This is a genomic window from Streptomyces sp. NBC_01546 (assembly GCF_045208355.1).
In the GTDB taxonomy this organism is placed as follows: Bacteria; Actinomycetota; Actinomycetes; order Streptomycetales; family Streptomycetaceae; genus Streptomyces.
In genome coordinates, this window is record NZ_CP109379.1 from 5,807,785 (window position 1) to 5,834,054 (window position 26,270).

Genomic DNA, 26,270 nt, shown 5'->3' on the forward strand with positions numbered 1-26,270 from the left:
GAGCCATGGCTGACTGTCTCTCAGATGTCTGGCTGTGCGGCGTATGGGTGGAAGGGTGGATTCCGCACATCATGCGGCCATGACACCAAATCTGACGCGCCGTCATGTCCTCGGACTGGCCGCTCTGCAGACCGCCGCAGCGCTCGGGTTCACGCGGATCGGGCTGTCCTCCGCGGCCGCGGCCGAGCCACAGGCGGCTCAGTACGCGCCCGCCATCGTCGTCGGGTCCGGCTACGGGGCCGCCGTCGCCGCGCTGCGCCTCGGGCAGGCCGGCGTGCGCACCGTCGTCCTCGAAATGGGCCGGCTCTGGGACACCCCCGGGCCCGACGGAAAGGTCTTCCCCTCCACCTCCGCGCCCGACCAGCGCTCCATGTGGTTCCGCACGCGCACCGAGGCCCCGCTCGCCCAGTTCCTCTGGCTCGACGTGGTCAACCGCGACATCAGCCCGTACCCCGGCGTCCTCGACCGCGTGAACTACGGCGACATGTCCGTGTACGTGGGCCGCGGCGTCGGCGGCGGATCCCTCGTCAACGGCGGGATGGCGCCGACGCCGCGGCGTTCGTACTTCTCCGAGGTGCTGCCGGCGGTCGACGCCGACGAGATGTACGGCACCTACTACCCCCGCGCCCGCGCCATGCTCGGGGTCAACGAAATCGACCCGGCCTGGTTCGAGTCCACCGAGTGGTACCGCTTCGCCCGGATCTCCCGCAAACACGCCCACAACACCGGCCTGAAGACCGTCTTCGTCCCCAACGTCTACGACTTCGCCTACATGCAGCGCGAGGCGGCCGGCACCGCCACGAAATCAGCCCTGGCCGGGGAGGTCATCTACGGCAACAACCACGGCAAGAAGAGCGTCGACAAGACCTACCTCGCGGCCGCGATCGGCACCGGCAACGTCACCATCGAGACCATGCAGCACGTGGTCGGCGTACGGCAGGACCCCGCCGGGGGGTACGTGCTGACCGTGCGGACCAGCGATCTCACCGGAAGGGTCATCCAGGTCCGCGAACTCGGCTGCCGGCGGCTCTTCCTGGGGGCCGGGAGCCTGGGCACCACCGAGATCCTGCTGCGGGCCCGCGAGACCGGGACGCTGCCCGCGCTCAGCGACCGGGTCGGGCTCGGCTGGGGCCACAACGGCAACGTCATGACCGCCCGCGCCAACCACCTGTGGGACACCGTCGGCTGCAACCAGGCCACCATGCCCGCCCTGGGCATCGACGACTGGGACAACGCTGCGAACCCGGTCTTCGCCGAGATCGCCCCGCTCCCCATGGGCATCGAGCACTGGATCTCGATGTACCTGGCCATCACCAAGAACCCCGAGCGCGGGCACTTCACGTACGACGCCGCCACCGACTCGGCCCGGCTCAACTGGCGGCGGGACCAGAACACGCCCTCGGTCAACGCGGCGAAGAACCTCTTCGACCGCATCAACCGGCGCAACTTCACCATCTACCGGTACGACCTTTTCGGCGACAACAGGACCTTCGCCGACAACTTCACCTACCACCCGCTCGGCGGCTGCGTCCTCGGGGAGGCGACCGACCTCTACGGCCGGGCCAAGGGGTACCAGGGGCTGTACGTGGTCGACAGCTCCCTGATCCCCGGCTCGCTCGGCGTGAACCCGTTCGTGACCGTCACCGCCCTCGCAGAGCGGAACATGGCCCGGATCCTCGCCGAGGACTAGCTCCGGTACAGGGCTTCGATCTCGTCCGCGAAGTCCTTCGCGACCACATTCCGCTTGAGCTTCAGCGAGGGCGTGATGTGGCCCGACTCCTCCGTGAACTGGGAGGGCAGAATGCGGAATTTCCGCACCGATTCCGCCTTGGAAACCGCCGCGTTGCCGTCGTCGACGGCCTTCTGGACGGCGGCGTTGAGCTCCGCGTCCTCGCGCAGTTCCGCCGCCGTCACACCGGCCGGCTTGCCGTTCTCCGCGGCCCACCGGCCGAGGAACTCCTCGTCGATGGTGACCAGCGCGGCCACGAACGGCCGCGCGTCGCCGACGACCATGCACTCCGCGACCAGCGCGTGCGCCCGGATCCGGTCCTCGATCACGGCGGGCGCGACGTTCTTGCCGCCCGCGGTCACGATGAGCTCCTTCTTGCGCCCGGTGATCGCGAGGTAGCCGTCCTCGTCGAGGGTGCCGACGTCGCCGGTGTGGAACCAGCCGTCGGTCAGCGCCTCGGCGGTCGCCGTCTCGTTCTTCCAGTAGCCGCTGAAGACGTGCTCGCCGTGCAGCAGCACCTCGCCGTCGTCCGCGATGCGCACCACGGAACCGGGCAGCGGCTGGCCGACCGTACCGATCTTCGGCCGGTCCCAGGGGTTGAAGGCCGTGGCCGCGCAGGACTCCGTCAGGCCGTAGCCCTCCAGGACCGTGAAGCCGATGCCGCGGAAGAAGTGGCCCAGGCGCTCGCCCAGCGGCGCGCCGCCGGAGATCGCGTACTCGCCGCGCCCGCCCAGCACCGTGTGCAGCTTGCTGTAGACGAGCTTGGTGAAGATCTTGTGCTTGAGCTTCAGGCCGAAGGACGGCCCGCGGGGGGTGTCCAGCGCCCGGCTGTAGGCGATCGCGGTCTCGGCGGCGGCGTCGAAGATCTTGCCCTTGCCGTCGGCCTGCGCCTTGGCGCGCGCCGAGTTGTAGACCTTCTCGAAGACCCGGGGCACGCCCAGGATCAGCGTGGGCCGGAAGGACTGCAGTTCGTCGGTCAGGTTCTTGATGTCCGGTACGCAGCCCAGCCGGATCGGCGCCAGTACGGCCGCCACCTCCACCAGGCGACCGAAGACGTGCGCCGCCGGCAGGAAGAGCAGCACCGAGCACTCGCCCGTGCGGAAGAGCGGGCCCAGCCGCTCGACGACGTTGCCGCACTCCGCGAAGAAGTTGCGGTGGCTCAGCACACAGCCCTTGGGGCGGCCGGTGGTGCCGGAGGTGTAGACGATGGTGGCCGGGTCGTCGGCGCCTGCGATGCTGCTGCGCTCGTCGACCTCGTCGTCGGTGATCCCGGCGCCCGCGCTCTTCAGCGCTTCCAGGGCGCCCTGCTCGATCTCCCAGACCTCGCGCAGTTCCGGCAGCCGGTCGCGCAGCGAGGCCACGGCCGCGCTGTGCCCGGGGCTCTCGACGACCGCGGCGACGGCGCCGGAGTCGCCGAGGATCCACTGGATCTGCTCGGGGGAGCTGGTCTCGTACACCGGGACGGTGACGCCGCCCGCCGTCCAGATCGCGAAGTCGATCAGCACCCACTCGTAGCGGGTGCGGGAGATCAGGGCGACCCGGTCGCCGGGCCGGATGCCGGCCGCGATCAGGCCCTTGGCCGTGGCCCGGACCTCGGCCAGGAACTCGGTCGCGGTCACGTCCTGCCACCGGCCGTCGACCTTGCGGCTCATGACAGCGGTGTCGGGATGCTGCGAGGCATTGCGGCGGATGAGATCCGTCAGGTTCCCGTCCGACGGGACCTCGTACAGGGCCGGAAGGCTGAACTCGCGCAAGACTGCTGCTCCTCTGGGCGCCATCGCCACCATGTGGACCGACCGGACGTTACCCACCGGTAGTGGGTTCCGGATAGAGGGAACCGGCCAGATGTTCCGTGCGTCACATGACGCGGGCCTTTCGTGCCGACACTAGTCGACCCCTTCGGCGACTCGGAAGTAACCGCAGGTCCGGCTGCATCTGCCACCCCCTCTACCCCGCCGTCACCCCGCCGCCCTAGGGTGGCCGCATGGGTGGCAGCATGCGGGACGGGCAGACGGGCACGAGCGGATCGAGCCGCGCCGGGGTCCGCAGCGGGTCCCGCACCCGGGTCCACGTCGTGAGCGATGTGCACGGCAACGCCGAGGCCCTCGCCCGGGCGGGGGACGGTGCCGACGCGCTGATCTGCCTCGGTGACCTCGTGCTCTTCCTCGACTACGCCGACCACTCGCGCGGGATCTTCCCCGACCTGTTCGGCGTCGAGAACGCCGACCGGATCGTCGAGCTGCGCACCGCGCGCCGCTTCGCCGAGGCCCACGCCTTCGGGCGGCAGCTGTGGGCCGGGCTGGACCGGGACCGGCTGATCGAGGGCGCCGTGCGCCGCCAGTACGCGCAGATGTTCGCCGCCTTCCCCACCCCGACGTACGCCACCTACGGCAACGTGGACATCCCGGCCCTGTGGCCGGAGTACGCCGACCGCCACGGCTTCACGGTGCTCGACGGGCAGCGCGTGGAGATCGGCGGGCGGGTCTTCGGCTTCGTCGGAGGCGGGCTGCCCTCGCCGATGCGGACCCCGTACGAGGTGGACGTCGAGGAGTACGCCGCCAAGGTGGAGGCGCTGGGCGAGGTGGACGTACTGTGCTCACACATCCCGCCGGAGGTGCCGGAGCTCTGCTACGACACGGTCGCGCGCCGCTTCGAACGCGGCAGCGAGGCCTTGCTGGCCGCGATCCGGCGCACCCGCCCCAAGTACGCCCTCTTCGGGCACGTCCACCAGCCGCTCGCACGGCGGATGCGGATCGGCGGCACGGAGTGCGTGAACGTCGGTCACTTCGCGGCGACCGGGAGGCCCTGGGCCCTGGAGTGGTGAGCTCCGCACGCACGGTAGCCTTCGGGCGGCGGCCGGAGGCCGCACACTTCCTCGAAAACTCTCTGGAGGAGCCACCGCGATGGCGGAACACACCAGCTCAAGCATCACGATCGACGCCTCGCCGGCCGACGTGATGGCCGTGATCGCCGACTTCGCCCGCTACCCCGAGTGGACTGGCGAGGTGAAGGAGGCCGAGGTGCTGGCCTCCGACGCCGAAGGCCGCGCCGAGAAGGTCCGGCTGCTGCTCGACGCGGGCGCGATCAAGGACGACCACACCCTCGCCTACACCTGGAAGGGCGAGGACGAGGTCAGCTGGACCCTGGACAAGTCGCAGATGCTGCGCCAGCTGGACGGCTCGTACCGGCTGGCCCCGCTGGACGGCGGCAAGCGCACCGAGGTCACCTACCAGCTGACCGTGGACGTCAAGATCCCCATGCTCGGCATGATCAAGCGCAAGGCCGAGAAGGTCATCATCGACCGCGCCCTGGCCGGTCTGAAGAAGCGCGTGGAATCGACCGGCTGAGGCGCGACACCGTGCACACCTTGCTGATCACCGGACCCGGCGGGGCCGGCCGGACCACCGTGGCCGCGGCCACCGCCCTCGCCGCGGCCCGGCAGGGGCGGCGGGTGCTGCTGCTGTCCGGCGACGCCGGGGACCCCCTCTCCGCCCTGACCGGGGAGCCGGTGGGGGAGCCCGCCGAGGTCGCGCCCGGGCTGTCGGCCGTACCGGTGGCCGGCGGGGTCCGGGTGGCCCGGGTGGACTCCGGCGAGGAGTTCCGGGAGGAACTCGTCGCCCTCCAGGAGCGCGGATCCGCCCTCCTCGGCATGGTCGGGGCCCGGCCGCTGGGCGCCGAGGAACTCACCGAACTGCCCGGCGCCGAGCAGTTCGCACTGCTGCGCGCCCTGCGACGGGCCGCCTCCGCGCCGGGATTCGACCTCGTCGTCGTCGACCTGCCCCCGCTCCACCAGGCCCTGGCCACCCTGGCCCTCCCCGCCCAGCTGCGCCGCTACCTCGCCCGGCTGCTCCCCGCGGAGCGGCAGGCCGCCCGCGCCCTGCGGCCCGTACTGGCCCAGCTGGCCGGTGTGCCCATGCCCGCGCAGTGGCTCTACGAGGCCGCCGCCCGGTGGGACGAGGAGCTCGCCGCGGTCCAGGCCGTCATCGAGGCCGCCACCACCGAGGTCCGGCTGGTCGCCGAACCGGGACCGGCCGCCGCCGACGCGATCCGGCCGGGGCGGCTCGGGCTCGCCCTCCAGCAGCTTCCCGTCTCCGCCGTCGTCGCCAACCGCCTGCTCCCCGAGGGCTCCGTCGACCCCTGGCTCGCCGGGCTCGCCGCCCAGCAGGAGAAGTACGCCGCCCAGTGGGCCGGCGAGCTTCCCGTGGTCCGGCTCGGCCACCTCGGCCGGGACCCGCGCGGCCCGCAGGACCTGGAACCGCTCGCCGCCACCGACGGCCTCGTCCCGCAGCGGCCCGCGCCCCGCCGGGCATGGGCGGTCGAGGACCGGCTCGCCGAGGACGGGGTGCTCGTCTGGGTGGTCCCGCTGCCCGGTGCGCACAAGCGCGAGCTCGACCTGATCCGGCGGGGCGACGAGCTGCTGCTCACCGTGGGCCCGTACCGCAGGATCGTTCCGCTGCCCGCGGCGCTGCGCCGCTGCACCGTCTCCGGCGCCGCCCTGGCCGAGGACGCCCTCCGCATCCGCTTCACCCCGGACCCGGGCCTGTGGCCCCGCACGTCCTGATCCCCGTACCGCCGTTCGGGTACCGTCGAAGGTAGCCCGTACCGCACGCACAGCAGCTGCAGCAGGAGAGTCCGCCATGAGCGAGGCCACCGACCGCCCCACCGACGACGACGCCTGGGCCAAGGCCTGCGCCGAGGACCTCGCCGCAGAGAAGGAGCGCCTGCGCGGGCAGGGCGGGACGGGGGGCCAGGGCACCGGGACCGCCGCCGAGGAGCTGTTCAAGCTCTTCGAGGCCGTCGCGGACAAGGTTTCCGGGCTGAACAACCCCCTGATCGGCAGCGCCGCCCAGGGTGCCGTGCGTCAGTTCGTCAACCAGGCCAAGACCGCCGCCAAGCCCGTCGTCGAGCGCAACCCCGAGGTCTTCGACCACCTCGCGGCCGCCGGATCCGAGCTGCTCGCCGCCTACCGCTCGGCCGTCGAGGGCCACGAGCGCCGCTGGACGCGGGGCGAACCCCCGGCTCCGCGGCAGGCGCCCGGCGAGCGCGACCCCCGTGACGAGGGCCCCGACGACGGCCCGGCCGAGCGGATCGATCTCGACTGAACCCTTGGGGGGTCCCGCCCTCGGGTACGGTTGGCCGTGGCGGGGTTTGACCGGAAACCGAGGGACTAATGGGACTCACCATCGGCGTCGACATCGGCGGCACGAAGATCGCGGCCGGCGTGGTCGACGAAGAGGGCACCATCCTTGAGACGTACAAGGTGCCCACCCCGCCGACCGCGGACGGAGTGACGGAGGCCATCTGCACCGCCGTCTCCGCGGTCAGCAGCAACCACACCATCGACGCCGTCGGCATCGGCGCCGCGGGCTACGTGGACGACAAGCGCGCCACCGTGCTCTTCGCCCCGAACATCAACTGGCGGCACGAGCCGCTCAAGGACAAGGTCGAGCAGCGCATCGGCCTGCCCGTCGTCGTCGAGAACGACGCGAACTGCGCCGCCTGGGGCGAGTACCGCTTCGGCGCCGGCCAGGGCCACGACGACGTCATCTGCATCACGCTCGGCACCGGCCTGGGCGGCGGCATCATCATCGGCAACAAGCTGCGGCGCGGACGCTTCGGCGTCGCCGCCGAATTCGGCCACATCCGGGTCGTCCCGGACGGCCTGCTGTGCGGCTGCGGCAGCCAGGGCTGCTGGGAGCAGTACGCCTCGGGGCGCGCGCTCGTCCGCTACGCCAAGCAGCGCGCCAACGCCACCCCCGAGAACGCGACCATCCTGCTCTCGCTCGGCGACGGCACCCCCGAGGGCATCGAGGGCAAGCACATCAGCGAGGCCGCCCGGCAGGGCGACCTGGTGGCCATCGACGCCTTCCGCGAACTGGCCCGCTGGGCCGGCGCGGGCCTGGCCGACCTGGCCTCGCTGTTCGACCCGTCCGCGTTCATCGTCGGCGGCGGGGTCTCCGACGAGGGCGACCTGGTCCTGGACCCGATCCGCAAGTCCTTCAAGCGCTGGCTGGTCGGCGGCGCCTGGCGTCCGCACGCGCAGGTGCTGGCCGCCCAGTTGGGCGGAAAGGCCGGACTCGTGGGCGCGGCGGACCTGGCACGCCAGGGCTGACCCTTCCCCTCGTATACGTGACCGCCCGCCGCGCCCCTTGGGGGAGCGGCGGGCGGCTGCGTATCTTGCCGGGCATGGACCAGCTGCCGAAGTCCCGTACGGAGCCCGACGGTTCTGCCGTGATCCGGGTGCTCAGCTACAACATCCGCTCGCTGCGCGACGACGAGGAGGCGCTTGCCCGGGTCATCCGGGCCTGCGCACCGGACCTCGTGTTCGTGCAGGAGGCGCCGCGGTTCTTCCGGTGGCGCAAACACGCGGCGAGGCTCGCCGCGAAGTGTGACCTGGTGGTGCTCGGCGGGGGCGCGACGGCGGCCGGGCCGCTGCTGATGTGCTCGCTGCGGGTGTTCGTGGAGCGGACGGAGGACGTGCTGCTGCCGCACACCCCCGGCCTGCACCGGCGGGGCTTCGCGACGGCGGTGGTCCGGATCGGCGGCGCCCGGGCGGGCCTGGTCTCCGCGCACCTGTCCCTGGACCGGGCGGAACGGCGGGCCCAGGCGGATCGCCTCCTGGACCGGGTCGCGGCGCTGGACACCCCGTACGGGATCGCCGCGGGCGATGTGAACGAGGGACCGGACGGCCCGGCCTTCGGGCAGCTCGCGGGCACGTTGCAGGACTGCTGGTCGGTGGCCCCGTGGGGCGGGGAACGGACCTTCCCGGTGTCGGCACCGGAGCGGCGCATCGACGCGGTCTTCGCGACGAAGGGCGTGGAGGTGCTGGGCTGTGGCGTCCCGGCGGGGCTGCCGGGCGTGACCCCCGCGGACCTGGTGGCGGCCACGGACCACCTCCCGGTCCTGGCGGCCCTCCGCCTCCCCGCTGCGCGGTAACTGCGGCGCCGTAGCCGGGGGCTCTGCCCCCGGACCCCCGGCGATCGAGCCCCAGTTACACCACCGCTCCGCGGCCCGGGTCGTCGTCATCGTCGTCGCCGTGCGCCATGCGCGCGACCAGCGTCGCGAAGCCGCCCAGGAAGCCGCCGATGCCCAGCGTCGTCAGCCACCAGGTCATCTCCCACTGCAACAGCACCGCCAGGAGCAGCAGCACCGGCCCGCCGACCACCGCCAGCCAGGCGAACTTCGACGTGGTGTCCGCCTCCGGGAGCTCCGGCTCCGGGGGCACGAAGTGGCCCTCGTCCGCCGGCTCCGCGAGCGAGTGGTCGCGCGGGCCCGCGACGCCGACGCCCGGGGCGAAGACCACCGAGCTGCCCAGCGCCGCCGGGGGCTCCGGTCTCGGCTCCGGATCCTGCTCGGGCTCCTGCTCGGGCTCCGGCTTGGGCTCCGGCTCCGGCGGCAGCGGCTTGACGTCTTCCTCCGGCAGCATGAGGTTCTCGATCGGCTTGAACGGCCGGGACCCCGGCGGGTCCGGCGGCTCCTGCCCGTACCCGGCGACGATCGCCGCCCACGCCGCTTCCTCGTCCAGCGGCGGAACCCCGCCCGACTGCTCCTCGTGCTCAGCCACCCGCCTGCGCCCCCTCCCTGCCCACGCTCTCCGCCAGTCGGCCGACGAACGCATAGCTGTCCGCGAAGATCCGCTCCGCGTCATGGTCCAACGTCGCGACGTGGTAGCTCTGTTCCAGCAGGGTCTCGGTGACATCGGTTGACGAGATCCGCGCCAGCACCCGCGCCGAGTCGACCGGCGGTACGACGTGGTCCTGCGGGCTGTGCAGCAGCAGCACGGGCTGCGTGACCTGCGGCAGCTCGGTGTCCACGAGCTGGAGGAACTTCCGCAGCGAGTGCGCGGCCCGCGTCGGGACCCGGTCGTAGCCGACCTCGTCCGACCCCGGCTTCGCGATGTCGCTCGCGATGCCCGGCGTCGACCGGATGAAGTGCTGGGCCACGGGAAGGGCGAAGGCCAGCGGGTCGTGCACCTTGTTGGCCGGATTGACGAGGACGATGCCGCTGATGGCGTCCCCGTGCTTGGCCGCCAGCCGCAGGGTCAGCGCGCCGCCCATGGACAGGCCGAAGACGAACACCCGCTCGCACCGGTCCAGCAGCTCCCGCAGCGCCCGGTCCACCTCGGCGTACCAGTCCTGCCAGCCCGTGAGCTGCATGTCCTGCCAGCGCGTGCCGTGCCCGGGCAGCAGCGGCAGCGACACCGTGAGCCCCTTCCCGGCCAGATACTCGGCCCAGGGGCGCAGCGACTGCGGGGAACCGGTGAAGCCGTGGCAGAGAAGGACGCCGACCTCTCCGCCCTCGTGGCGGAACGGCTCGGCTCCAGGGAGGACGGGCACCAGGGTCTCCTTGATCATGATGTACATCAGGTGGGTGCGTTGCTCTGTGTGACTTCACCGTACGCGACCGGGGTGGCACCGACCAGGGTCGTCGGGCCGCTGCCGGGAGAGCCAGGGGATATGGTCTGTTCGACAGACACAGGAAGGCTTTCGAGTTGATCTACGGCGCAATGAAGTTCTCCATCGGCGGTTCCCTGAAGCTCGCCTTCAGGCCGTGGGTGGAGGGCCTCGAGAACATTCCCGCCGAGGGGCCGGCGATCCTCGCGAGCAACCACCTGTCCTTCTCCGACTCCTTCTTCCTGCCGGCGGTGCTGGACCGCAAGGTGACCTTCATCGCGAAGGCGGAGTACTTCACCTCCCCGGGAGTCAAGGGCAAGCTGACGGCCGCCTTCTTCAAGGGCGTCGGCCAGCTCCCGGTGGACCGCTCCGGTGCGCGCGGGGCCGGTGAGGCCGCCATCAAGAGCGGCATCGAGGTCATCGAGCGGGGGGAGCTGTTCGGTATCTACCCCGAGGGAACGCGTTCACCCGACGGCCGCCTCTACCGCGGCAAGCCCGGCGGCCTGGCCCGCGTGGCCCTGGCCACCGGCGCCCCCGTGATCCCGGTGGCGATGATCGACACCGAGAAGATCCAGCCGCCCGGCAAGGTGGTCCCCAAGCTGATGCGCCCCGGGATCCGGATCGGCAAGCCCCTGGACTTCAGCCGCTACCACGGCATGGACAGCGACCGCTTCATCCTCCGCTCGGTGACCGACGAGGTCATGTACGAGATCATGAAGCTGTCCGGCCAGGAGTACGTGGACATCTACGCGACGGCGGCCAAGCGCCAGATCGCCGACGCCGAAAAGGCCGCCGCCAAGGCCGAGAAGGCCGAAAAGGCCGAAAAGGCCGAGAACGCCGAAGGCAAGGCGGAGTAGCGACGGGCGTACCGCCCGCGGGGGGTGGGGGAGATGGCGAAACGCGAACGCGTCGTACGGATGTCGGTCGAGCAGCCGCTCTGGCGCGCCCTGACGGCGTACCGGCTGCTGACCATGCTCTACGCGGTGGGGCTGTTCGCCGCCGCCTACAAGAGGTTCGACCGCCCGGAGATAGCGGCGGGCTACCTCGCCGTCCTCGTGCTCTGGACCCTCGCCACCCACCGCAAGGTGGCGAACGCCACCAGCTGCACCAAGCGCTTCCTCGGCGCCGACCTCACGGTCGCCGTCGTCGGGATCCTGCTCACCCCGCTCGCCGACACTGCCGAGCGGATCGCCGGCGGCGGCCCCACCCTCCCCAGCATCTGGACCGCGGGCTCGGTCCTCGCCTTCGCCATCAAGGGCGGCTGGCGCTGGGCCGGCTTCGCCTCCACCTTCGTGGCCGCGGCCAACATCCTCATCCACGGCGGCGAGCCCACCCGGGACACCCTGCACAACGTCCTCCTGGTCTGGGTCGCCTCGATAGCGATCGGCTACGTCGTCGAGGTGGCCAGGGCCAGTGAGGCCACCCTCGCCCGCGCCCTGGAGATCGAGGCGGCCACCCGCGAGCGCGAGCGCCTCGCCCGCGACATCCACGACGGGGTCCTCCAGGTCCTCGCCATGGTCCAGCGGCGCGGCACCGAACTGGGCGGCGAGGCCGCCGAGCTGGGCCGGATGGCCGGGGAGCAGGAGGTGGCGCTGCGCACGCTGGTATCCAGCGGGCTGGTGCACCCCTCCCGGGTCTCCCGCGACGAGTCGAGGGGCGCGCTGGTGGACGCGTACGAGGTGGACGAGCCCGGCGCGGACGAAGGCGAGCTGGACCTGCGCACGCTGCTCGCCCAGCACGCCGGGTGCAGCGTGAGCTTCGCCGAACCGGGCACCCCGGTGCCGCTGCCGGTGCCGGCGGCGAAGGAGCTGGCCGCGGCCGTCGGCGCCGCCCTCGACAACGTGCGCAAGCACGCCGGGGAAGGGGCCCGTGCCTGGATCCTGCTCGAGGACTGGGGCGACGAGGTGATCGTGACCGTCCGGGACGACGGCCCGGGCATTCCGGCGGGCAGGCTCGACCAGGCGGAGGGCGAGGGCCGGATGGGAGTGGCCCTGTCCATCCGCGGCCGGCTGCGTGACCTCGGCGGCAGCGCCGAGCTGGTGTCCGTCCCCGGGCAGGGCACCGAGGTGGAACTGAAAGTACCGAGGGGGAGGACCCAGTGAGCGAGTTGCACGAGATCAAGGTGATGGTCGTCGACGACCATCCGATGTGGCGGGACGCGGTCGCCCGCGACCTGGCCGCCGCCGGCTTCGACCTGGTGGCCACCGCCGGGGACGGCGCCGAGGCGGTGCGCCGGGCCCGCGCCGTCACCCCCCACGTCCTGGTCCTCGACCTCAACCTCCCCGGCATGCCCGGGGTCCAGGTCTGCAAGGAGCTGGTGGGGGCCAACCCCGCCCTGCGGGTCCTCGTCCTGTCGGCCAGCGGCGAGCACGCGGACGTCCTGGAGGCGGTGAAGTCCGGTGCGACCGGCTACCTGATGAAGTCCGCCGGTGCTCAGGAGCTGATCGACGCGGTCCGCCGCACGGCGGCCGGCGATCCGGTGTTCACCCCGGGCCTGGCCGGGCTGGTGCTCGGCGAGTACCGGCGCCTCGCCACCGACCCGGCGCCGGCCGCCTCCGACGACGCGAAGGCACCGCAACTGACCGACCGGGAGACCGAGGTGCTGCGGCTGGTGGCCAAGGGGCTCTCGTACAAGCAGATCGCGGAGCGGCTGGTCATCTCCCACCGCACGGTGCAGAACCACGTCCAGAACACCCTGGGCAAACTCCAGCTGCACAACCGCGTGGAGCTCGTCCGGTACGCGATCGAGCGGGGCCTCGACGACGCGTAGCCGGTGGCGTCGGTCGTACTTACTTCCTCGTACGAGTGAACAGGCGTACGCAACGCCCCGTAATTCCGCCCGAATTGACTCTTCCAGACCTCTCGCTGTGACCTGGGTCACCACTAGCGTGGCCGTCATGGCGAAGGGAGATTCAATGAAGGTCGGAGTGCTGACCGGCGGCGGCGACTGCCCCGGGCTCAACGCGGTGATCAGGGCCGTCGTCCGCAAGGGCGAGCAGGAGTACGGCTACGGGTTCATCGGATTCAAGGACGGCTGGCGGGGCGCGGTCGAAGGGGCCACGGTCCCGCTCGACATCCCCGCCGTCCGCGGGATCCTGCCCCGGGGCGGCACCATCCTCGGGTCCTCGCGCACCAACCCGTTCAAGACGGAGAACGGCGTCCGCGGCATCAAGGAGAACCTCGCCAAGTACGAGGTGGACGCGCTCATCGCGATCGGCGGCGAGGACACCCTCGGGGTCGTGGCCAAGCTGTACGAGGAATACGGCATCCCCTGCGTCGGCGTGCCGAAGACCATCGACAACGACCTCTCCGCGACGGACTACACCTTCGGCTTCGACACCGCCGTCGGCATCGCGACCGAGGCCATCGACCGGCTGCACACCACGGCCGAGTCGCACATGCGGGTCCTGGTCGTCGAGGTGATGGGCCGGCACGCCGGCTGGATCGCCCTGCACTCGGGGCTCGCGGGCGGTGCCAACGTCATCCTCATCCCGGAACAGCGCTTCGACATCGACCAGGTCTGCGCCTGGGTGACCTCCCGGTTCAAGGCGAGCTACGCGCCGATCGTGGTGGTCGCGGAAGGCGCGATGCCCACGGACGGGGAGCTGGTCCTCAAGGACGCCACCAAGGACTCCTTCGGGCACGTCCGGCTGTCGGGCGTGGGCGAGTGGCTGGCCAAGGAGATCGAGGCGCGGACCGGGAAGGAAGCCCGTACGACGGTGCTCGGGCACATCCAGCGGGGCGGTACGCCGAGCGCCTTCGACCGGTGGCTGGCGACCCGCTTCGGCCTGCACGCGATCGACGCGGTGCGCGACGGGGACTTCGGCAAGATGGTCGCCCTCAAGGGGACGGACATCGTGCGGGTGCCGATCGCCGAGGCCACGGCGAGGCTGAAGACGGTGGACCCGGCGCTGTACAAGGAGGTCGGGGTCTTCTTCGGCTGAACGGCGACGCGGACCCATGGGTCGTATGGTGACAAACGGCCCATGGGGGACGACGTACGGGAGTGAGCGCGTGGAGATCCTGGCATTCGGTGTGACCGCCGACGAGCGGCCGCTCCTGGAGCGCGCCTTCGCGGGGCAGCACGAGGTGCGCTGCCTCGACGTCTTCATGAGAGAGGACACCGCGCCCATCGCGGCCGGGTACGAGATCGTCTCCTCCAGCGTGAACGCGGACCTGAACGGCCGGGTGCTGCGGACCCTGGCGGCGGGCGGGACGAAGCTGATCGCCCAGCGCTCCACGGGCTTCAACAACATCGACCTGGACGTGGCCCGGCAGCTGGGCATGACGGTCAGCCGGGTCTCGTACTACTCGCCCTACTCCGTGGCCGAGTTCGCGTGGACCCTGGCGCTGGCCGTGAACCGGCGCATCGTCCGGGCCTCGAACCGGACCCGGGACTTCGACTTCCGGCTGAACGGGCTGATGGGCCGGGACATGCGCGGCCGGACGGTGGGAGTGCTCGGCACCGGCAAGATCGGCGAGGCGTTCACCCGGATCGCACACGGCTTCGGGATGAACCTGCTGGGCTGGGACGTCGCGCACAACCCGGCGTGCGTGGAGCTCGGCATGAAGTACGTGGAAAAGGACGAGCTGCTCGCCTCCTCGGACCTGGTCAGCCTGCACGTACCGCTGCTGGAGTCCACCCACCACATCATCGACTCGGCAGCGCTGCGGCTGATGCGGGACGACGCGATCCTGGTGAACTCCAGCCGCGGCGGGCTGGTGGACACGGACGCGCTGGTCGCGGAGCTGCGGGCGGGCCGCTTCGCCGGGGTCGGCCTCGACGTCTACGAGGCCGAGGCCGGGGTGTTCTTCCTGGACAAGTCCCTGGAACCCGTCGAGGACGACACCCTGGCCCGGCTCGTCACGTTCCCGCACGTGGTGGTGACCTCGCACCAGGCGTACTACACGACGGACGCGGTGGGCCAGATCATCGACACCACCGTCGCCAACGTCGCCGACTACCTGGCCGGCCGCTGCTCCGAGAACACCCTCGTCCCGGCTCCGTAGGCCATGACCCCCGTCAGGAGCTCGCGCAGCAGGTCCGCGCCGCGCAGGGTGAGGACGGACTCCGGGTGGAACTGGACCCCCGCGAAGCCGGCCGCGGCGGAGCGGATGGCGTGGACCTCGCCCGTGGCGGGGTCGCGGGAGACCTCGACACCCCGCGCGGCGAGGTCAGCGGCCGCGGCGTCGTCGCAGCGCGCGGTGTAGGTGTTGTAGAACCCGACCACCTCCTGCTCCCCGAACAGGTCGATCCGGGTCTGTGCCCCCTGCGCCGGTTCTGCCTTGCGGACCAGCGGGATCCCCAGCTCGGCCGCCAGCAGCTCGTGGCCCAGGCAGATCCCGACCAGCCCCTGCCGGTGCCCCGCCAGCAGATCGCCGGCCAGCCCGCGCAGCATCCGCATCTTCGGGTCCCCCGCGTCCGCCGGGTTCCCCGGGCCCGGGCCCAGCACGACCGGCCCGTCCCAGGCCAGGGCCGCCGCCCGCAGTCCCGGATCGTCGTAGCGGCGTACGGTCACCTCCAGCCCGGCCACCCGCAGCACGTGAGCCAGCATCGCGGTGAAGGTGTCCTCGCCGTCCACCACCAGCGCGTGGCCGGTCAGCGCGGCCGGCTGCTCCTGCATGCGCAGCCAGAAGGGAGCCAGGTCCGCCCGCCGGGCCGCCAGGGCCGCACGCACCCGGGGATCGTCCGCCAGCCGTGCCCCCTCGAAGGCCGGGCGCGGCGCCGCCGCCCGAACGCCCAGCGCCGCCAGCACCCCCGCCGCCTTCGCGTGCGTCTCCGCCACCTCGCCCGCCGGATCGGAGTGCCGTACGAGGGTGGCGCCGACCGGCACCCGCAGCACCCCGTCCCCGTCGATGTCGGCGGTGCGGATCAGGATGGGGGAGTCCAGCGTCTGCGCCCCGGCGGCGTCGAGTCCGAGCAGGGCCAGCGCTCCCGCGTAGTAGCCGCGGCCGCCGGTCTCGTACCGCTCGATCACCCGGCAGGCGTTCTGCACCGGCGAGCCGGTCACCGTCGCCGCGAACATCGTCTCCCGCAGCACCTCCCGCACGTCCAGCGAGGACCGGCCGCGCAGCTCGTACTCGGTGTGCGCGAGGTGGGACATCTCCTTCAGCCGGGGCCCGACGACGACCCCGCCCATGTCGCCGACGGTGCACATCATCTTGAGCTCCTCGTCGACCACCATCGACAGCTCCTCGGTCTCCTTGCGGTCGCCGAGGAAGGAGAGGAGCGACTCGGCCGTCGGGCCCCCGGCGGGATACCGGTAGGTGCCGCTGATCGGGTTCATCACCACCGTGCCGCCCGACATCCGTACGTGGACCTCGGGGCTGGCCCCGACCAGCGTGCTCCCGCCCGTGTGGACGACGTAGGTCCAGTACGCGCCCCGCTCGCCCAGCAGGAGCCGCCGGAACAGGGCGAGGGCGTCGGCCCGGCCGAAGCCGTCGATCCGGCCCTCGTAGGTGCGCCGGATGACGAAGTTGGCGCCCTCCCCGCGCCCGATCTCGTCCCGGATGACGCGCTCGACGGTGTCCGCGTACGCGGCGTCGGGGACGTCGAAGCCGCCGCCCTCGACCCGGACCCGGTGGGCGGGCAGGGCGTCCAGCGCCTCGGCGAGCGGGATCTCGTACGCCTCCTCGGCGACCAGCACGCTCAGCGGCGTGCCGTCGTCGCGTACGTCGAATCCGCGCTCCCGGATCTGCCGGAAGGGGACCAGGGCGAGGGTGGGCAGCTCTCCGACGGGCAGGTCGGCGAGGCGCTCGGCCTCGTGGACCGCGCCGAGCAGCACCTCGACGGTGTCGTGGTCGCGGCCGGGCGTCCGCCGGCGCAGCAGGGCGAACGGCGGGCAGGAGTCGTCGAGCAGTCGGCTGAGGTTCATTCGCAGGGGCGTCCTTCCGGTGGGAGGAGCGGCCCCGCCCGGACGGTGTCCTTGCACCGAACGCGGAAGGCCGCCCCTCGGGGCGGCCTTCGCGTCGGTCGTGTCTTCAGGTACGCGCGAGGAGTGGGCCGCCGGGAGCGGGCCACCACCAGTTCTGGTTCGAGTGCGCGTACATGCTGCGCACCTTAGCCCAGAACGGCTCCCGGGCGGTGTATGTGTCTCAGGGCGCGGAATGACCATGGATTCCGGATTTTCGGGCCTCGTCAACCTTCGAGCCGCTTCTGTCTCATCAGGTGGTCGCAAGGCTGGACAGGCCGAATGACGCCGTAATGTGTACGAGGTGACCGTGAACGCTGAAAACCAAGCCCCCGCCGCCAAGGCGACCTGGCGAGACCTTCCCGCGGCGCAGCAGCCTTCGTACCCCGATGCCGAGGCTCTGCGCGCTGTCGTCGCGGACCTCGAGTCGTATCCTCCCCTCGTTTTCGCCGGTGAGTGCGACCAGCTGCGCGCCCGTCTGGGAGCCGTCGCCAAGGGCGAGGCGTTCCTCCTTCAGGGTGGCGACTGCGCCGAGGCCTTCGACGCCGTGTCCGCCGACCACATCCGCGCCAAGCTGAAGACGCTGCTCCAGATGAGCGCCGTCCTGACGTACGCGGCCTCCGTGCCCGTCGTCAAGGTCGGCCGCATCGCGGGCCAGTACTCCAAGCCGCGCTCCAAGGACACCGAGACCCGCGACGGCATCACCCTGCCGACCTACCGCGGCGACTCGGTCAACGGCTTCGCCTTCACCGAAGAGGCCCGGATCCCGGACCCCGAGCGGCTCAAGCGCATGTACCACGCGTCGGCCTCGACGCTGAACCTGGTGCGCGCCTTCACCACCGGTGGTTACGCCGACCTGCGCCAGGTGCACGCCTGGAACCAGGACTTCGTGAAGTCCTCCCCGTCCGGGCAGCGCTACGAGCAGCTCGCGCGGGAGATCGACAACGCGCTGAACTTCATGAAGGCCTGTGGCACCGACCCGGCCGAGTTCAAGGCCGTCGAGTTCTACTCGAGCCACGAGGCGCTGCTGCTCGACTACGAGGGTGCGCTGACCCGCACCGACTCGCGGACCGGCAGGCTGTACGACACCTCGGGCCACATGGTCTGGGTCGGTGAGCGCACCCGCCAGCTGGACCACGCGCACATCGAGTTCTGCTCGCAGATCGCCAACCCGCTCGGCATCAAGCTCGGCCCCACCACCACGGTGGACGAGGCGCTGACGTACATCGACCGCCTGGACCCCGAGCGCGAGCCGGGCCGGCTGACCTTCGTCGTCCGCATGGGCGCCGACAAGGTCCGCGACAAGCTCCCCGAGCTGGTCGAGAAGGTCACCGCCTCGGGCGCGACCGTCGCCTGGGTCACCGACCCGATGCACGGCAACACCTTCGAGGCGGCCTCCGGCCACAAGACGCGCCGTTTCGACGACGTGCTCGACGAGGTCAAGGGCTTCTTCGAGGTCCACAAGGGTCTCGGCACCCACCCGGGCGGCATCCACGTCGAGCTCACCGGTGACGACGTCACCGAGTGCGTGGGCGGCGGCGACGAGATCTTCGTCGACGACCTGCACCAGCGCTACGAGACGGCCTGCGACCCGCGGCTCAACCGCAGCCAGTCCCTGGACCTGGCGTTCCTGGTCGCCGAGATGTACCGCGACCAGTAGGGATCAGTAAGTAGCTTCGTACGACAGTGGGGCACGGATCGATGTGATCCGCGCCCCACTGTCGTATGAGGGGCTTTTAGGGTTGCCTAACTTTGGGTACGGTTAGGTAAGCCTCACCGAATAGGGGATGGCTCGCCGAACCATCGCCCAGGGAGGTGAACCGCGTGTACGTCTGCTCTTGCTTCGGGATCACCGACAAGCAGGTCAAGGACCACGCGGCCGCCGGGGCCTGCACCCCGCGCCAGATCGCTTCGGCCACCAAGGCCGGCACCGAATGCGGTTCCTGTGTGCGCGCCATCCAGGGCATCCTCGGCCGCGGTGCGTGCCCGCGCCGGGAGCTGCTGGAGAAGGGCAACGCGGCGGCCGTGCTCGCCGCCGACGTGTCGCCCGCGACTGCTCCCGTTCCCTCGCTCGAGCCCGTGCTCGCGGAAGCCGCCTAGCCCACCCCCGGTCCGGCGTCCGGTCAGCTCGGCTGCTCGATCAGCTGCGCGATGTACAGCGGCTCGCCCAGTGACTCGATGAGCTCCAGCTGGGTGTCGAGGTAGTCGATGTGGTGCTCCTCGTCCTCCAGGATCTCCTCGAAGAGGCGGGCCGAGGTGATGTCGCCCTTGCCGCGCATGACCTCGATGCCCCGCTTGAGCCGGTCGATGGCCTCGACCTCGACCTGGCGGTCCGCCTGGAACATCTCGGTGAGCGTCTGCCCGACCCGCACGTGGAAGAGGCGCTGGTAGTTCGGCAGGCCGTCGAGCATCAGGATGCGCTCGGTGATCTTGTCCGCGTGCTTCATCTCGTCGATGGATTCTTCACGCGTGTACTTGGCGAGCTTGGTCCAGCCCTTGTTGTCCTGGATGCGGTAGTGCAGCCAGTACTGGTTGATGGCCGTCAGCTCACCGGTCAGCTGCTCGTTCAGAAACTCAAGGACCTCGGGGTCGCCCTGCATCGCAGAGGCTCCTTCCAGGCAATGTCATCAATGACGGGGCTGGGGGTACCTCCCGGCCGTGGCCGGGGGATTGCGCGCATCCTTGCATCGCCACTGGGGGCCGTCCAGTAAGTGCCTCCTTAGTGGGAGTTACCGTGACTTGCCCGAATCGGCCCGGACCTGGTCATGACCACCCCGGCAAGTCTGTCACCATGGAGTCATGGGTCAGCCGGAAAGCCGGGAATCTCCGGGAGCAGAGCAGTCGGAGCTTCCACCGGGGCAGCGGTTGCAGCGGGGCTGGCCGGTCACCCACTACGGTCCGGTCCCCAAGTTCAAGCCCGACCGCTGGGAGTTCCGCGTCTTCGGCGCGACGGCCGACGGTGACAAGCACTGCTGGAACCACGAGGAGTTCGCGGCGCTGCCGTTCGAGTCGGTCGTGGCGGACCTGCACTGCGTGACGAAATTCAGCATGACGGGCGCCGAGTGGGGCGGTGTGCTCGCCCGTACGATCCTCGCCCTGGCGCCGCCCGCGCCACAGGTCACGCACGTGATGGTGTGGGCCGAGTACGGCTTCAGCTCCAACATGCGGCTGGCCGACTTCGCCTCCGAGCGGACCGTCTTCGCCACCCACCAGGGCGGTGAACTGCTCACCGCCGAGCACGGGTTCCCGCTGCGCCTCGTCGTTCCGCACCTGTACGCGTGGAAGGGCCCCAAGTGGGTCCGCGGCGTCGAGTACATGACCGCCGACCGCCGGGGCTTCTGGGAGGAGCGCGGCTATCACAACATCGGCGACCCCTGGCGCGAGCAGCGCTTCTCGTACCAGGAGGAGCCGGGGGACGGCCCCGAGTTGTAGGGCCCGTCCGGCCCGCCCGGCCCGTCAGTGGTACTGGTGGACGACCGCGTGACCCTTGCCGCGGCCGATCATCCACTTGTTGACCGGGACCGTGATCACGAAGGCGGCCGCGAGCGAGATCGCGAGGACCGTCCAGAACAGCGGCTCCGAGAGGTGCGCGTCCATCGCGCCCGGCCACAGGGCGATCACGCCGTTGTCGATCAGTTCCATGACGGCGATCGAAAGGGTGTCCGCGGCGAGCGCCACCCGGACGGCCGTACGGAGGTCAACCCCTGCCGCGAGGATCCCCCGCAGGGTGAAGGCGTAGCCGAAGAGGAACGCGAGGACGATCGCCAGGACCATCGTCGGCATGTTCCCCCAGCCCAGCGCGGTCCCGATGACCATGCCGAGCACCTCGCCGATGGCGCACCCGGTGAGGCAGTGCAGGGTGGCGCGGGCGGCCATGGCCCAGCTGGCGCGTCCGTGCTGTTCGCGGCCCTGGTGGTCGTGACCGTGACCGTGTTCCTGTGCGTGGTGCGCGTGCTCCATGTCGACCCCCTGATGGGTACAGCCGGGTAGCGGTTCCGCCGATAGGACAGAACCGTATACCCCCCTGGGGTATTCCTCAACGGATCGGCCGGTCACTCGTGGCCGCGCAGCTCCTTCAGCAGGGCCACGTCCGCCGCGTGCCCTTCCTTGCCGCCGGGGGTCTCGATGATCAGCGGTACGCCCGCCATCTCCGGGTGCGTGAACAGCTCGGCGAAGGCCTCGCGGCCGATGTGGCCCTGACCGACGTTGGCATGCCGGTCCTTGTGCGCGCCGACCCCCTCCTTGGAGTCGTTCGCGTGGACCAGCTTCAGTCGGCCCTCGCCCACCGTGTCCACCAGCAGGTCCAGCGTCAGCTTCGTCCCGCCCGGCTCCGCCAGATCGTGTCCGGCCGCGAAGATGTGGCAGGTATCCAGGCAGATCCCCAGCTTCGGATGGTGGTCGAGCGCGTCGAAGTACGGCCCGAACTCCTCGGCCCGCGAGCACAGCGACGAGCCCTGCCCGGCCGTGGACTCCAGCAGCAGGAACGGGTCGTCGTCGTGCGTCAGCTCATCCAGCAGCGGCAGCATGTACTCCCTGACCTGCGCGTACGCCGCCTCGCGCGGGCGGCCGCCGGTGGCCGAGCCGGTGTGGACGACCACCCCGAGCGCACCGATCTGCCGGCCCCGGCGCAGCGAGTGGCGCAGGGACTCCACCGACTTCTCGACGGTCGCCTCGGTGTGCGAGCCGAAGTTGATCAGGTACGGGGCGTGTACGTAGGCCGGGACGGACTCGGCCGCGCACTGGGCCCGGAAGAGTTCGTCCTGCGCCGGATTGCCGACCGGGGTGGCCCAGCCGCGCGGATTGGCGACGAAGACCTGGACCGCCTCGGCGCCCATCTCGCGGGCGTACGTCAGCCCGACCGAGGCGAGCCCGCCCGCGACGGGGACGTGCCCGCCCACCGGATTGCGCATCACCGCTGCTCACAGCCCCTTGGTCTTGATGACGATCGTGGTGCCCTCGGGGGCGTTCTGGCCGCCGGCCACCGACTGGGACTCCACGGTCCTGCTGAAGGAGAGGAACGGCCGCTCCACCTTCACCTTGAAGCCCGCGCCCTCCAGCGCCTTGCGGGCCGCGTCCACGTCCTGGCCGGTCACGTCCGGGACGGGGAGCTGGCGGGGGCCCTTGGAGACGGTCAGCGTCACGGTGTCCCCGGCCGCGGCCTGGGTTCCGGCGCCGACCGACTGGTTGGCGACCGTACCGGCCGGGGAGGGGGCGTTGACCTGTTCGGGTGCCGTGGCCACCTTCAGGCCGAGGCCGTCCAGCGTCGCCCGGGCCTGCTCGAAGGGGAGGCCTTCCACGCTGGGGACCGGGACCGGGCGGCCCTTGCTGACGATCAGGGCGACCGCCGTGTCCGGGGCCCGCTTCTCGCCGCCCACCGGGTCGGAGCTGATCACCGAGCCCTGGGCGACGTCCTGGCTGAATGCCTGCGTGACGATGCCGGGGGCCAGCCCGGTCTTCGTCAGCTCGGCCTTGGCCTCCTCCAGCGGGCGGCCCTTGAGGTTGGGCACGGCCACGACCTCGGGGCCGCGGGAGATGGTGAGCGTCACCGCGCCGTTGCCGCGGATCCGCCGGCCGCCCGGGGGATCGGTGTTCATCACGGTGCCGCGGTCGAAGGAGCTGCTGAACTTCCGCTCGATCCGCTTCACGCCGAGGCCGGCCGCAGACAGCTGGGCCTTGGCCTGCTCCTCGGTCTTGCCGAGCAGGTTGGGCACCTTGGTGAACTGGCCGGAGTTGATGTACCAGACACCCGTGCCGAGGCCGAGGGCCAGCAGCACGCCCGCGATGACCAGGAGCATGCCGCGGCGGGGCCTGCGCGCAGCCGCCGGGGCGGGGGGAGGCGGCGGAGCCTGCAGCCGGGAGGTCTGGTGCACGGGCTGGTGCACGGCCACCGGCCGCGGGATCACGCCGGTGCGGTCTTCGGTGGCCGACCGCTCCTCGGCGCGCGCCTGCGGCGGTACGGCGTCCAGCTCACTGTCGCTGAGCTGCGCGCGGGCCTCGAGGGTGAGGCCGAGCAGGGCGGCGGCGTCGTAGGGGCGCAGCTCCGGATTGCGCGCGGTGGCCTGCGCGACGAGCTCGTCGAGGCCGACGGGGAGACCGGGGACGGCGGCGGACGGCGGCGGTACGTCCTCGTGGAGGTGCTGGTAGATCACCTGGGCGGGGGAGCCGCCGGTGTGCGGCTTGGAGCCGGTGAGCATTTCGTAGAGCACGACACCGCAGGCGTAGACGTCGACGCGGGTGTCGGTGACGCCGTTCTCGATCTGCTCGGGAGCCAGGTAGGAGACGGTGCCGAGGACCGAGCCGGTGGTGTTGGTCACCGAGTCCACGGACCGGACCAGCCCGAAGTCGGCGACCTTGACCCGGCCGTCGTCGCCGATCAGGACGTTCTCGGGCTTCATGTCGCGGTGCACGAAGCCGGCTCGGTGGGCGGCGCCGAGGGCGGCGAGTACGGGCTCCAGGATGTCGAGCGCGGCCCGCGGCTGGAGTGCGCCGCGCTCGCGGAGCACGTCGCGCAGGGTGCAGCCGGAGACGTACTCCATGGCGAGGTAGACGTACGGCCCGTCCGTGCCCTGGTCGAAGACGGCGACGACGTTGGGGTGGGCGAGCCGGGCCACGGACTTCGCCTCCCGGATGAACCGGTCGACGAAGGCCGCGTCCGCGGCGAGGGCCGGGTGCATGACCTTCAGGGCCAGTACGCGGTCGAGGCGGGTGTCGACGGTCCGGTAGACCGTGGCCATGCCGCCGGCCGCGATGCGGGCGTCGACGCGGTAGCGGCCGTCGAGCACGCGCCCGACGAGGGGGTCATCCAGGGTCGTATCCACCCGGCGATTCTATTGGCGCGACGGCGTGCCCCGGCCGGGGCGGGTCAGGCTTGCAGCCCAGCTGTGACGCACCCGACGCCTTTTCGACGCGTCGCTCGCACGGCTCGGCCCCAGAGGGCCTCCCCGGCCGCGGGCCCGCAGGTCAGAACGCCGGGCGTTCCGGGTCCAGGGCCGGGAGGCCCGTGTTCGGGGACGAGGCGAGGGCGAAGCGGCGCTGTGGGATGCGCCCCGCGCGATGGGCGAGGCGCCCCGCCGAGACGGCGTCCCGCATGGCGGCGGCCATCAGCGCCGGGGCCTGGGCACGGGTCACCGCGGACGCCAGCATCACGGCCGCGCAGCCCAGTTCCATGGCCAGGGCGACGTCAGAGGCCGTGCCGGCCCCCGCGTCCAGGATCACTGGAACCCCGGCCCGCTCCGTGATCAGCTCGAAGTTGTGCGGGTTCCGGATGCCCATCCCCGAACCGATCGGCGACCCCAGCGGCATGATCGCCGCGCAGCCCACGTCCTCCAGCTTCCGCGCGAGCACCGGGTCGTCGTTCGTGTACGGGAGCACCGTGAAGCCCTCGTCCACCAGGATCTCGGCGGCGTCCAGCAGCTCGACGCCGTCGGGCAGGAGGGTCCGCTCGTCCGCGACCACCTCCAGCTTGATCCAGTCGGTGCCCAGCGCCTCCCGGGCCAGCCGGGCCGTGAGCACGGCCTCGCCCGCCGTGAAGCAGCCCGCCGTGTTCGGCAGGACCGAGATGCCCAGTTTGGTCAGGACCGAGAGGACCGAGCCCTGGACCGTCGGGTCCAGCCGCCGCATCGCCACCGTGGTGAGTTCCGTGCCGGAGGCCACCAGGGCCCGTTCCAGTACGTCCAGGCTCGGGGCGCCGCCCGTACCCATGATCAGGCGGGAGGAGAAGGTCCGGCCGCCGAGCGTGAAGAGGTCGTCCGCCATGCCGCTCAACCCCCCTGGACCGCGGTGAGGATCTCGACCCGGTCGCCCTCGCCCACCGGCGTGGCCGGCCACTGCCCGCGCGGGACCACGGTTTCGTTGAGCGCGGCGGCGACCCCGGAGGGGGCCGCGGTCAGGGTGGCGACCACCGCGTCGAGCGTGGTGCCGGCCGCGACCTCGCGCGGCTCGCCGTTGACGGAGATGGTCATGCGTACGACTCCTGACGTGCGGCGGAGAACCGGCGGGGGGTGAAGGGGCGCGCGATCGGCGGCAGTTCGCCGGTGGTCAGCAGCTCGGCCATCACCTCGCCGGTGAGCGGGGTCAGCAGCACCCCGTTGCGGTAGTGCCCGGTGGCCAGGTGCAGGCCCGGCAGGTCGGTCGGGCCGAGCAGCGGCGCGTTGTCGGGGGACCCGGGGCGCAGCCCCGCGCGGGTCTCGGTGAGCGGGAGTTCGGTGATTCCGGGCACCAGTTCATGGGCGTCGCGCAGGAGTTCGTAGACCCCGCCCGCGGTGACCGTGGTGTCCCAGCCGAGTTCCTCGCTGGTGGCGCCGATGACGAGCTCGCCGTTCTCCCGCGGCACGAGGTAGACGTGGCTGCCGCGCACGACCGCCCGTACGGTCCGCGACAGGAACGGCGCGTACGCCGCGGGCACGGACAGCCGCAGCACCTGGCCCTTCACCGGCCGTACGGGTGCCACCACCTCCGGCGGTACTCCCGCCAGCCGGCCGCTGAGCGAGCCCGCCGCCAGCACCACCTGGTCCGCGCGCAGCTCCGTACCGTCGTCGAGGACGGCGCCGGCCGCGCGGTCGGCGGTGACCAGCAGCCGCTCCGCCGCCGCCCGGTGGACGCGCACCCCGGCCCCTTCGCAGGCGGCCAGCAGGGCGGCCGCGAGCCGGCGCGGGTCGACCTGGTGGTCGCCGTCCACGCGCAGGCCGCCGCGTACGCCCGGGGCCAGCATCGGCTCCAGGCGGCGGCACTCGCGGCCGGTGAGCCACTCCGAGTCCAGGCCGCAGCGGCGCTGGAGGGCGTGCAGCTCGCGCAGGTGGAGCCGGTCGTCGGAGTCGAGGGCGACGGCGAGGGTGCCGCAGGCGCGGTAGCCGATGTCCAGGCCGCCGCTCGCCTCGGCGAGCTCGGCGGCGAACTCCGGATAGCGCGCGGCGGAGGCGAGGCCCAGGCCCAGCAGGGCCTCCTCGCCGTAGTGCAGCTCGGTGACGGGGGCGAGCATCCCGGCCGCGACCTGGGCGGCCCCGCCGCCGGGGACCGGGTCGGCCAGTACGGTGCGCAGTCCGCGCCGGGCGGCCCGCCAGGCGGTGACGAGCCCGATGATCCCGCCCCCGATGACGAGGACGTCGGATCCCTTTCGAGATGAGTGCATGGGCGTCCAGCCCCTCCCTTCGCCGGCATGACCCGGATCAGGTTCGTACGGTCGGAGGCCGTCCAGCCTCCCTCTCAGCCCGGTGCGCCCGGACTCCCGCGATAGGTACG

General features: G+C 71.7%; 26 protein-coding genes and 1 riboswitch. Of the genes, 15 read left to right on the plus strand and 11 right to left on the minus strand.

Annotated features, from left to right (window positions below; all coding sequences use genetic code 11):
* Positions 1-79: 79 nt before the first annotated feature.
* On the plus strand, positions 80-1,690 hold the full coding sequence (locus OHA89_RS26555; RefSeq protein ID WP_406367281.1) for a GMC oxidoreductase: 1,611 nt from the start codon (positions 80-82) through the stop codon (positions 1,688-1,690).
* Here the strand turns inward: OHA89_RS26555 and OHA89_RS26560 are convergent.
* Positions 1,687-3,483 carry a long-chain fatty acid--CoA ligase gene (locus tag OHA89_RS26560; protein WP_266610145.1) on the minus strand — a complete coding sequence of 599 codons (1,797 nt, stop codon included), beginning with the start codon at positions 3,481-3,483 and terminating at the stop codon, positions 1,687-1,689. The two genes, OHA89_RS26555 and OHA89_RS26560, sit on opposite strands and share 4 nt — an antisense overlap.
* Positions 3,484-3,725: 242 nt before the next feature.
* Between OHA89_RS26560 and OHA89_RS26565 the strand changes: the two genes are divergently transcribed.
* The 6 genes from OHA89_RS26565 to OHA89_RS26590 all read left to right on the plus strand — a co-directional run bounded on the left by OHA89_RS26565 (position 3,726) and on the right by OHA89_RS26590 (position 8,665).
* Positions 3,726-4,553 carry a metallophosphoesterase gene (locus tag OHA89_RS26565; protein ID WP_215146528.1) on the plus strand — a complete coding sequence of 276 codons (828 nt, stop codon included), beginning with the start codon at positions 3,726-3,728 and terminating at the stop codon, positions 4,551-4,553.
* A 79-nt stretch (positions 4,554-4,632) separates the two neighbouring features.
* Positions 4,633-5,076, plus strand: a complete 444-nt coding sequence (locus OHA89_RS26570; RefSeq protein ID WP_215146409.1) for an SRPBCC family protein — start codon at positions 4,633-4,635, stop codon at positions 5,074-5,076.
* Between the two features lie 11 nt (positions 5,077-5,087).
* Complete coding sequence (locus OHA89_RS26575) at positions 5,088-6,290, plus strand: ArsA family ATPase (RefSeq protein ID WP_406367282.1); 1,203 nt, start codon at positions 5,088-5,090, stop codon at positions 6,288-6,290.
* Between the two features lie 76 nt (positions 6,291-6,366).
* A complete protein-coding gene (locus OHA89_RS26580; protein WP_266610149.1) occupies positions 6,367-6,831 on the plus strand; it encodes a DUF5304 domain-containing protein in 465 nt (154 codons plus the stop codon).
* A 68-nt stretch (positions 6,832-6,899) separates the two neighbouring features.
* Positions 6,900-7,841, plus strand: a complete 942-nt coding sequence (locus OHA89_RS26585; protein WP_215146412.1) for an ROK family glucokinase — start codon at positions 6,900-6,902, stop codon at positions 7,839-7,841.
* Positions 7,842-7,915: 74 nt separating this feature from the next.
* Positions 7,916-8,665 (plus strand): endonuclease/exonuclease/phosphatase family protein, encoded by a 750-nt coding sequence (locus OHA89_RS26590; RefSeq protein ID WP_266610150.1) that lies wholly within the window; start codon positions 7,916-7,918, stop codon positions 8,663-8,665.
* Between the two features lie 55 nt (positions 8,666-8,720).
* Here the strand turns inward: OHA89_RS26590 and OHA89_RS26595 are convergent, their stop codons facing one another.
* Complete coding sequence (locus tag OHA89_RS26595) at positions 8,721-9,293, minus strand: hypothetical protein (protein WP_266610152.1); 573 nt, start codon at positions 9,291-9,293, stop codon at positions 8,721-8,723.
* A complete protein-coding gene (locus OHA89_RS26600) occupies positions 9,286-10,065 on the minus strand; it encodes a carboxylesterase (RefSeq protein ID WP_215146529.1) in 780 nt (259 codons plus the stop codon). The genes OHA89_RS26595 and OHA89_RS26600 overlap by 8 nt, the downstream gene beginning before the upstream one ends.
* Positions 10,066-10,235: 170 nt before the next feature.
* Between OHA89_RS26600 and OHA89_RS26605 the strand changes: the two genes are divergently transcribed.
* The 5 genes from OHA89_RS26605 to OHA89_RS26625 all read left to right on the plus strand — a co-directional run bounded on the left by OHA89_RS26605 (position 10,236) and on the right by OHA89_RS26625 (position 15,132).
* Positions 10,236-10,979, plus strand: a complete 744-nt coding sequence (locus OHA89_RS26605) for a lysophospholipid acyltransferase family protein (RefSeq protein ID WP_406368598.1) — start codon at positions 10,236-10,238, stop codon at positions 10,977-10,979.
* 33 nt (positions 10,980-11,012) lie between these two features.
* A complete protein-coding gene (gene macS / locus OHA89_RS26610) occupies positions 11,013-12,224 on the plus strand; it encodes a MacS family sensor histidine kinase (RefSeq protein WP_266610154.1) in 1,212 nt (403 codons plus the stop codon).
* A gap of 23 nt (positions 12,225-12,247) precedes the next feature.
* Positions 12,248-12,892, plus strand: coding sequence for a response regulator transcription factor (locus OHA89_RS26615; RefSeq protein ID WP_215146531.1), 645 nt, complete (start codon positions 12,248-12,250; stop codon positions 12,890-12,892).
* A gap of 145 nt (positions 12,893-13,037) precedes the next feature.
* A complete protein-coding gene (locus OHA89_RS26620) occupies positions 13,038-14,066 on the plus strand; it encodes a 6-phosphofructokinase (protein WP_406367284.1) in 1,029 nt (342 codons plus the stop codon).
* Positions 14,067-14,136: 70 nt separating this feature from the next.
* A complete protein-coding gene (locus OHA89_RS26625) occupies positions 14,137-15,132 on the plus strand; it encodes a 2-hydroxyacid dehydrogenase (protein WP_266610155.1) in 996 nt (331 codons plus the stop codon).
* Here the strand turns inward: OHA89_RS26625 and OHA89_RS26630 are convergent.
* Complete coding sequence (locus OHA89_RS26630) at positions 15,084-16,997, minus strand: chorismate-binding protein (RefSeq protein WP_266610157.1); 1,914 nt, start codon at positions 16,995-16,997, stop codon at positions 15,084-15,086. The two genes, OHA89_RS26625 and OHA89_RS26630, sit on opposite strands and share 49 nt — an antisense overlap.
* 331 nt (positions 16,998-17,328) lie before the next feature.
* Here OHA89_RS26630 and OHA89_RS26635 point away from each other — a divergent pair, with 331 nt between their 5' ends.
* Together OHA89_RS26635 and OHA89_RS26640 are read left to right on the plus strand one after the other, a co-directional pair.
* Complete coding sequence (locus OHA89_RS26635; RefSeq protein ID WP_215146419.1) at positions 17,329-18,693, plus strand: class II 3-deoxy-7-phosphoheptulonate synthase; 1,365 nt, start codon at positions 17,329-17,331, stop codon at positions 18,691-18,693.
* Between the two features lie 164 nt (positions 18,694-18,857).
* Positions 18,858-19,133: a bacterioferritin-associated ferredoxin gene (locus OHA89_RS26640; protein ID WP_215146420.1), complete on the plus strand. Its 276-nt coding sequence runs from the start codon at positions 18,858-18,860 to the stop codon at positions 19,131-19,133.
* Positions 19,134-19,156: 23 nt separating this feature from the next.
* Here OHA89_RS26640 and bfr read toward each other — a convergent pair whose 3' ends face one another.
* Entirely contained in the window at positions 19,157-19,633 is a 477-nt protein-coding gene (gene bfr / locus OHA89_RS26645; protein ID WP_030010525.1) for a bacterioferritin, read from the minus strand.
* Between the two features lie 199 nt (positions 19,634-19,832).
* On the opposite strand from bfr, the gene OHA89_RS26650 reads away from it, so the two are divergent.
* A complete protein-coding gene (locus OHA89_RS26650; RefSeq protein ID WP_215146421.1) occupies positions 19,833-20,465 on the plus strand; it encodes a sulfite oxidase-like oxidoreductase in 633 nt (210 codons plus the stop codon).
* A gap of 24 nt (positions 20,466-20,489) precedes the next feature.
* On the opposite strand, the gene OHA89_RS26655 is transcribed toward OHA89_RS26650, so the two are convergent.
* The 6 genes from OHA89_RS26655 to thiO form a co-directional block, all read right to left on the minus strand.
* Positions 20,490-20,993 carry a DUF4396 domain-containing protein gene (locus tag OHA89_RS26655; RefSeq protein WP_266610173.1) on the minus strand — a complete coding sequence of 168 codons (504 nt, stop codon included), beginning with the start codon at positions 20,991-20,993 and terminating at the stop codon, positions 20,490-20,492.
* 92 nt (positions 20,994-21,085) lie between these two features.
* Positions 21,086-21,943, minus strand: coding sequence for a deoxyribonuclease IV (locus OHA89_RS26660; protein WP_215146532.1), 858 nt, complete (start codon positions 21,941-21,943; stop codon positions 21,086-21,088).
* A 9-nt stretch (positions 21,944-21,952) separates the two neighbouring features.
* Positions 21,953-23,851: a Stk1 family PASTA domain-containing Ser/Thr kinase gene (pknB, locus tag OHA89_RS26665; protein WP_266610176.1), complete on the minus strand. Its 1,899-nt coding sequence runs from the start codon at positions 23,849-23,851 to the stop codon at positions 21,953-21,955.
* A 142-nt stretch (positions 23,852-23,993) separates the two neighbouring features.
* A complete protein-coding gene (locus OHA89_RS26670; protein WP_215146424.1) occupies positions 23,994-24,788 on the minus strand; it encodes a thiazole synthase in 795 nt (264 codons plus the stop codon).
* 5 nt (positions 24,789-24,793) lie between these two features.
* The gene (thiS, locus tag OHA89_RS26675; RefSeq protein ID WP_215146425.1) at positions 24,794-24,994 is read right to left on the minus strand and encodes a sulfur carrier protein ThiS; all 201 of its coding nucleotides are present in this window, start codon (positions 24,992-24,994) and stop codon (positions 24,794-24,796) included.
* Complete coding sequence (gene thiO, locus OHA89_RS26680) at positions 24,991-26,160, minus strand: glycine oxidase ThiO (RefSeq protein ID WP_257556690.1); 1,170 nt, start codon at positions 26,158-26,160, stop codon at positions 24,991-24,993. The genes thiS and thiO overlap by 4 nt, the downstream gene beginning before the upstream one ends.
* Positions 26,158-26,270, minus strand: a riboswitch (TPP riboswitch). It overlaps the preceding gene by 3 nt.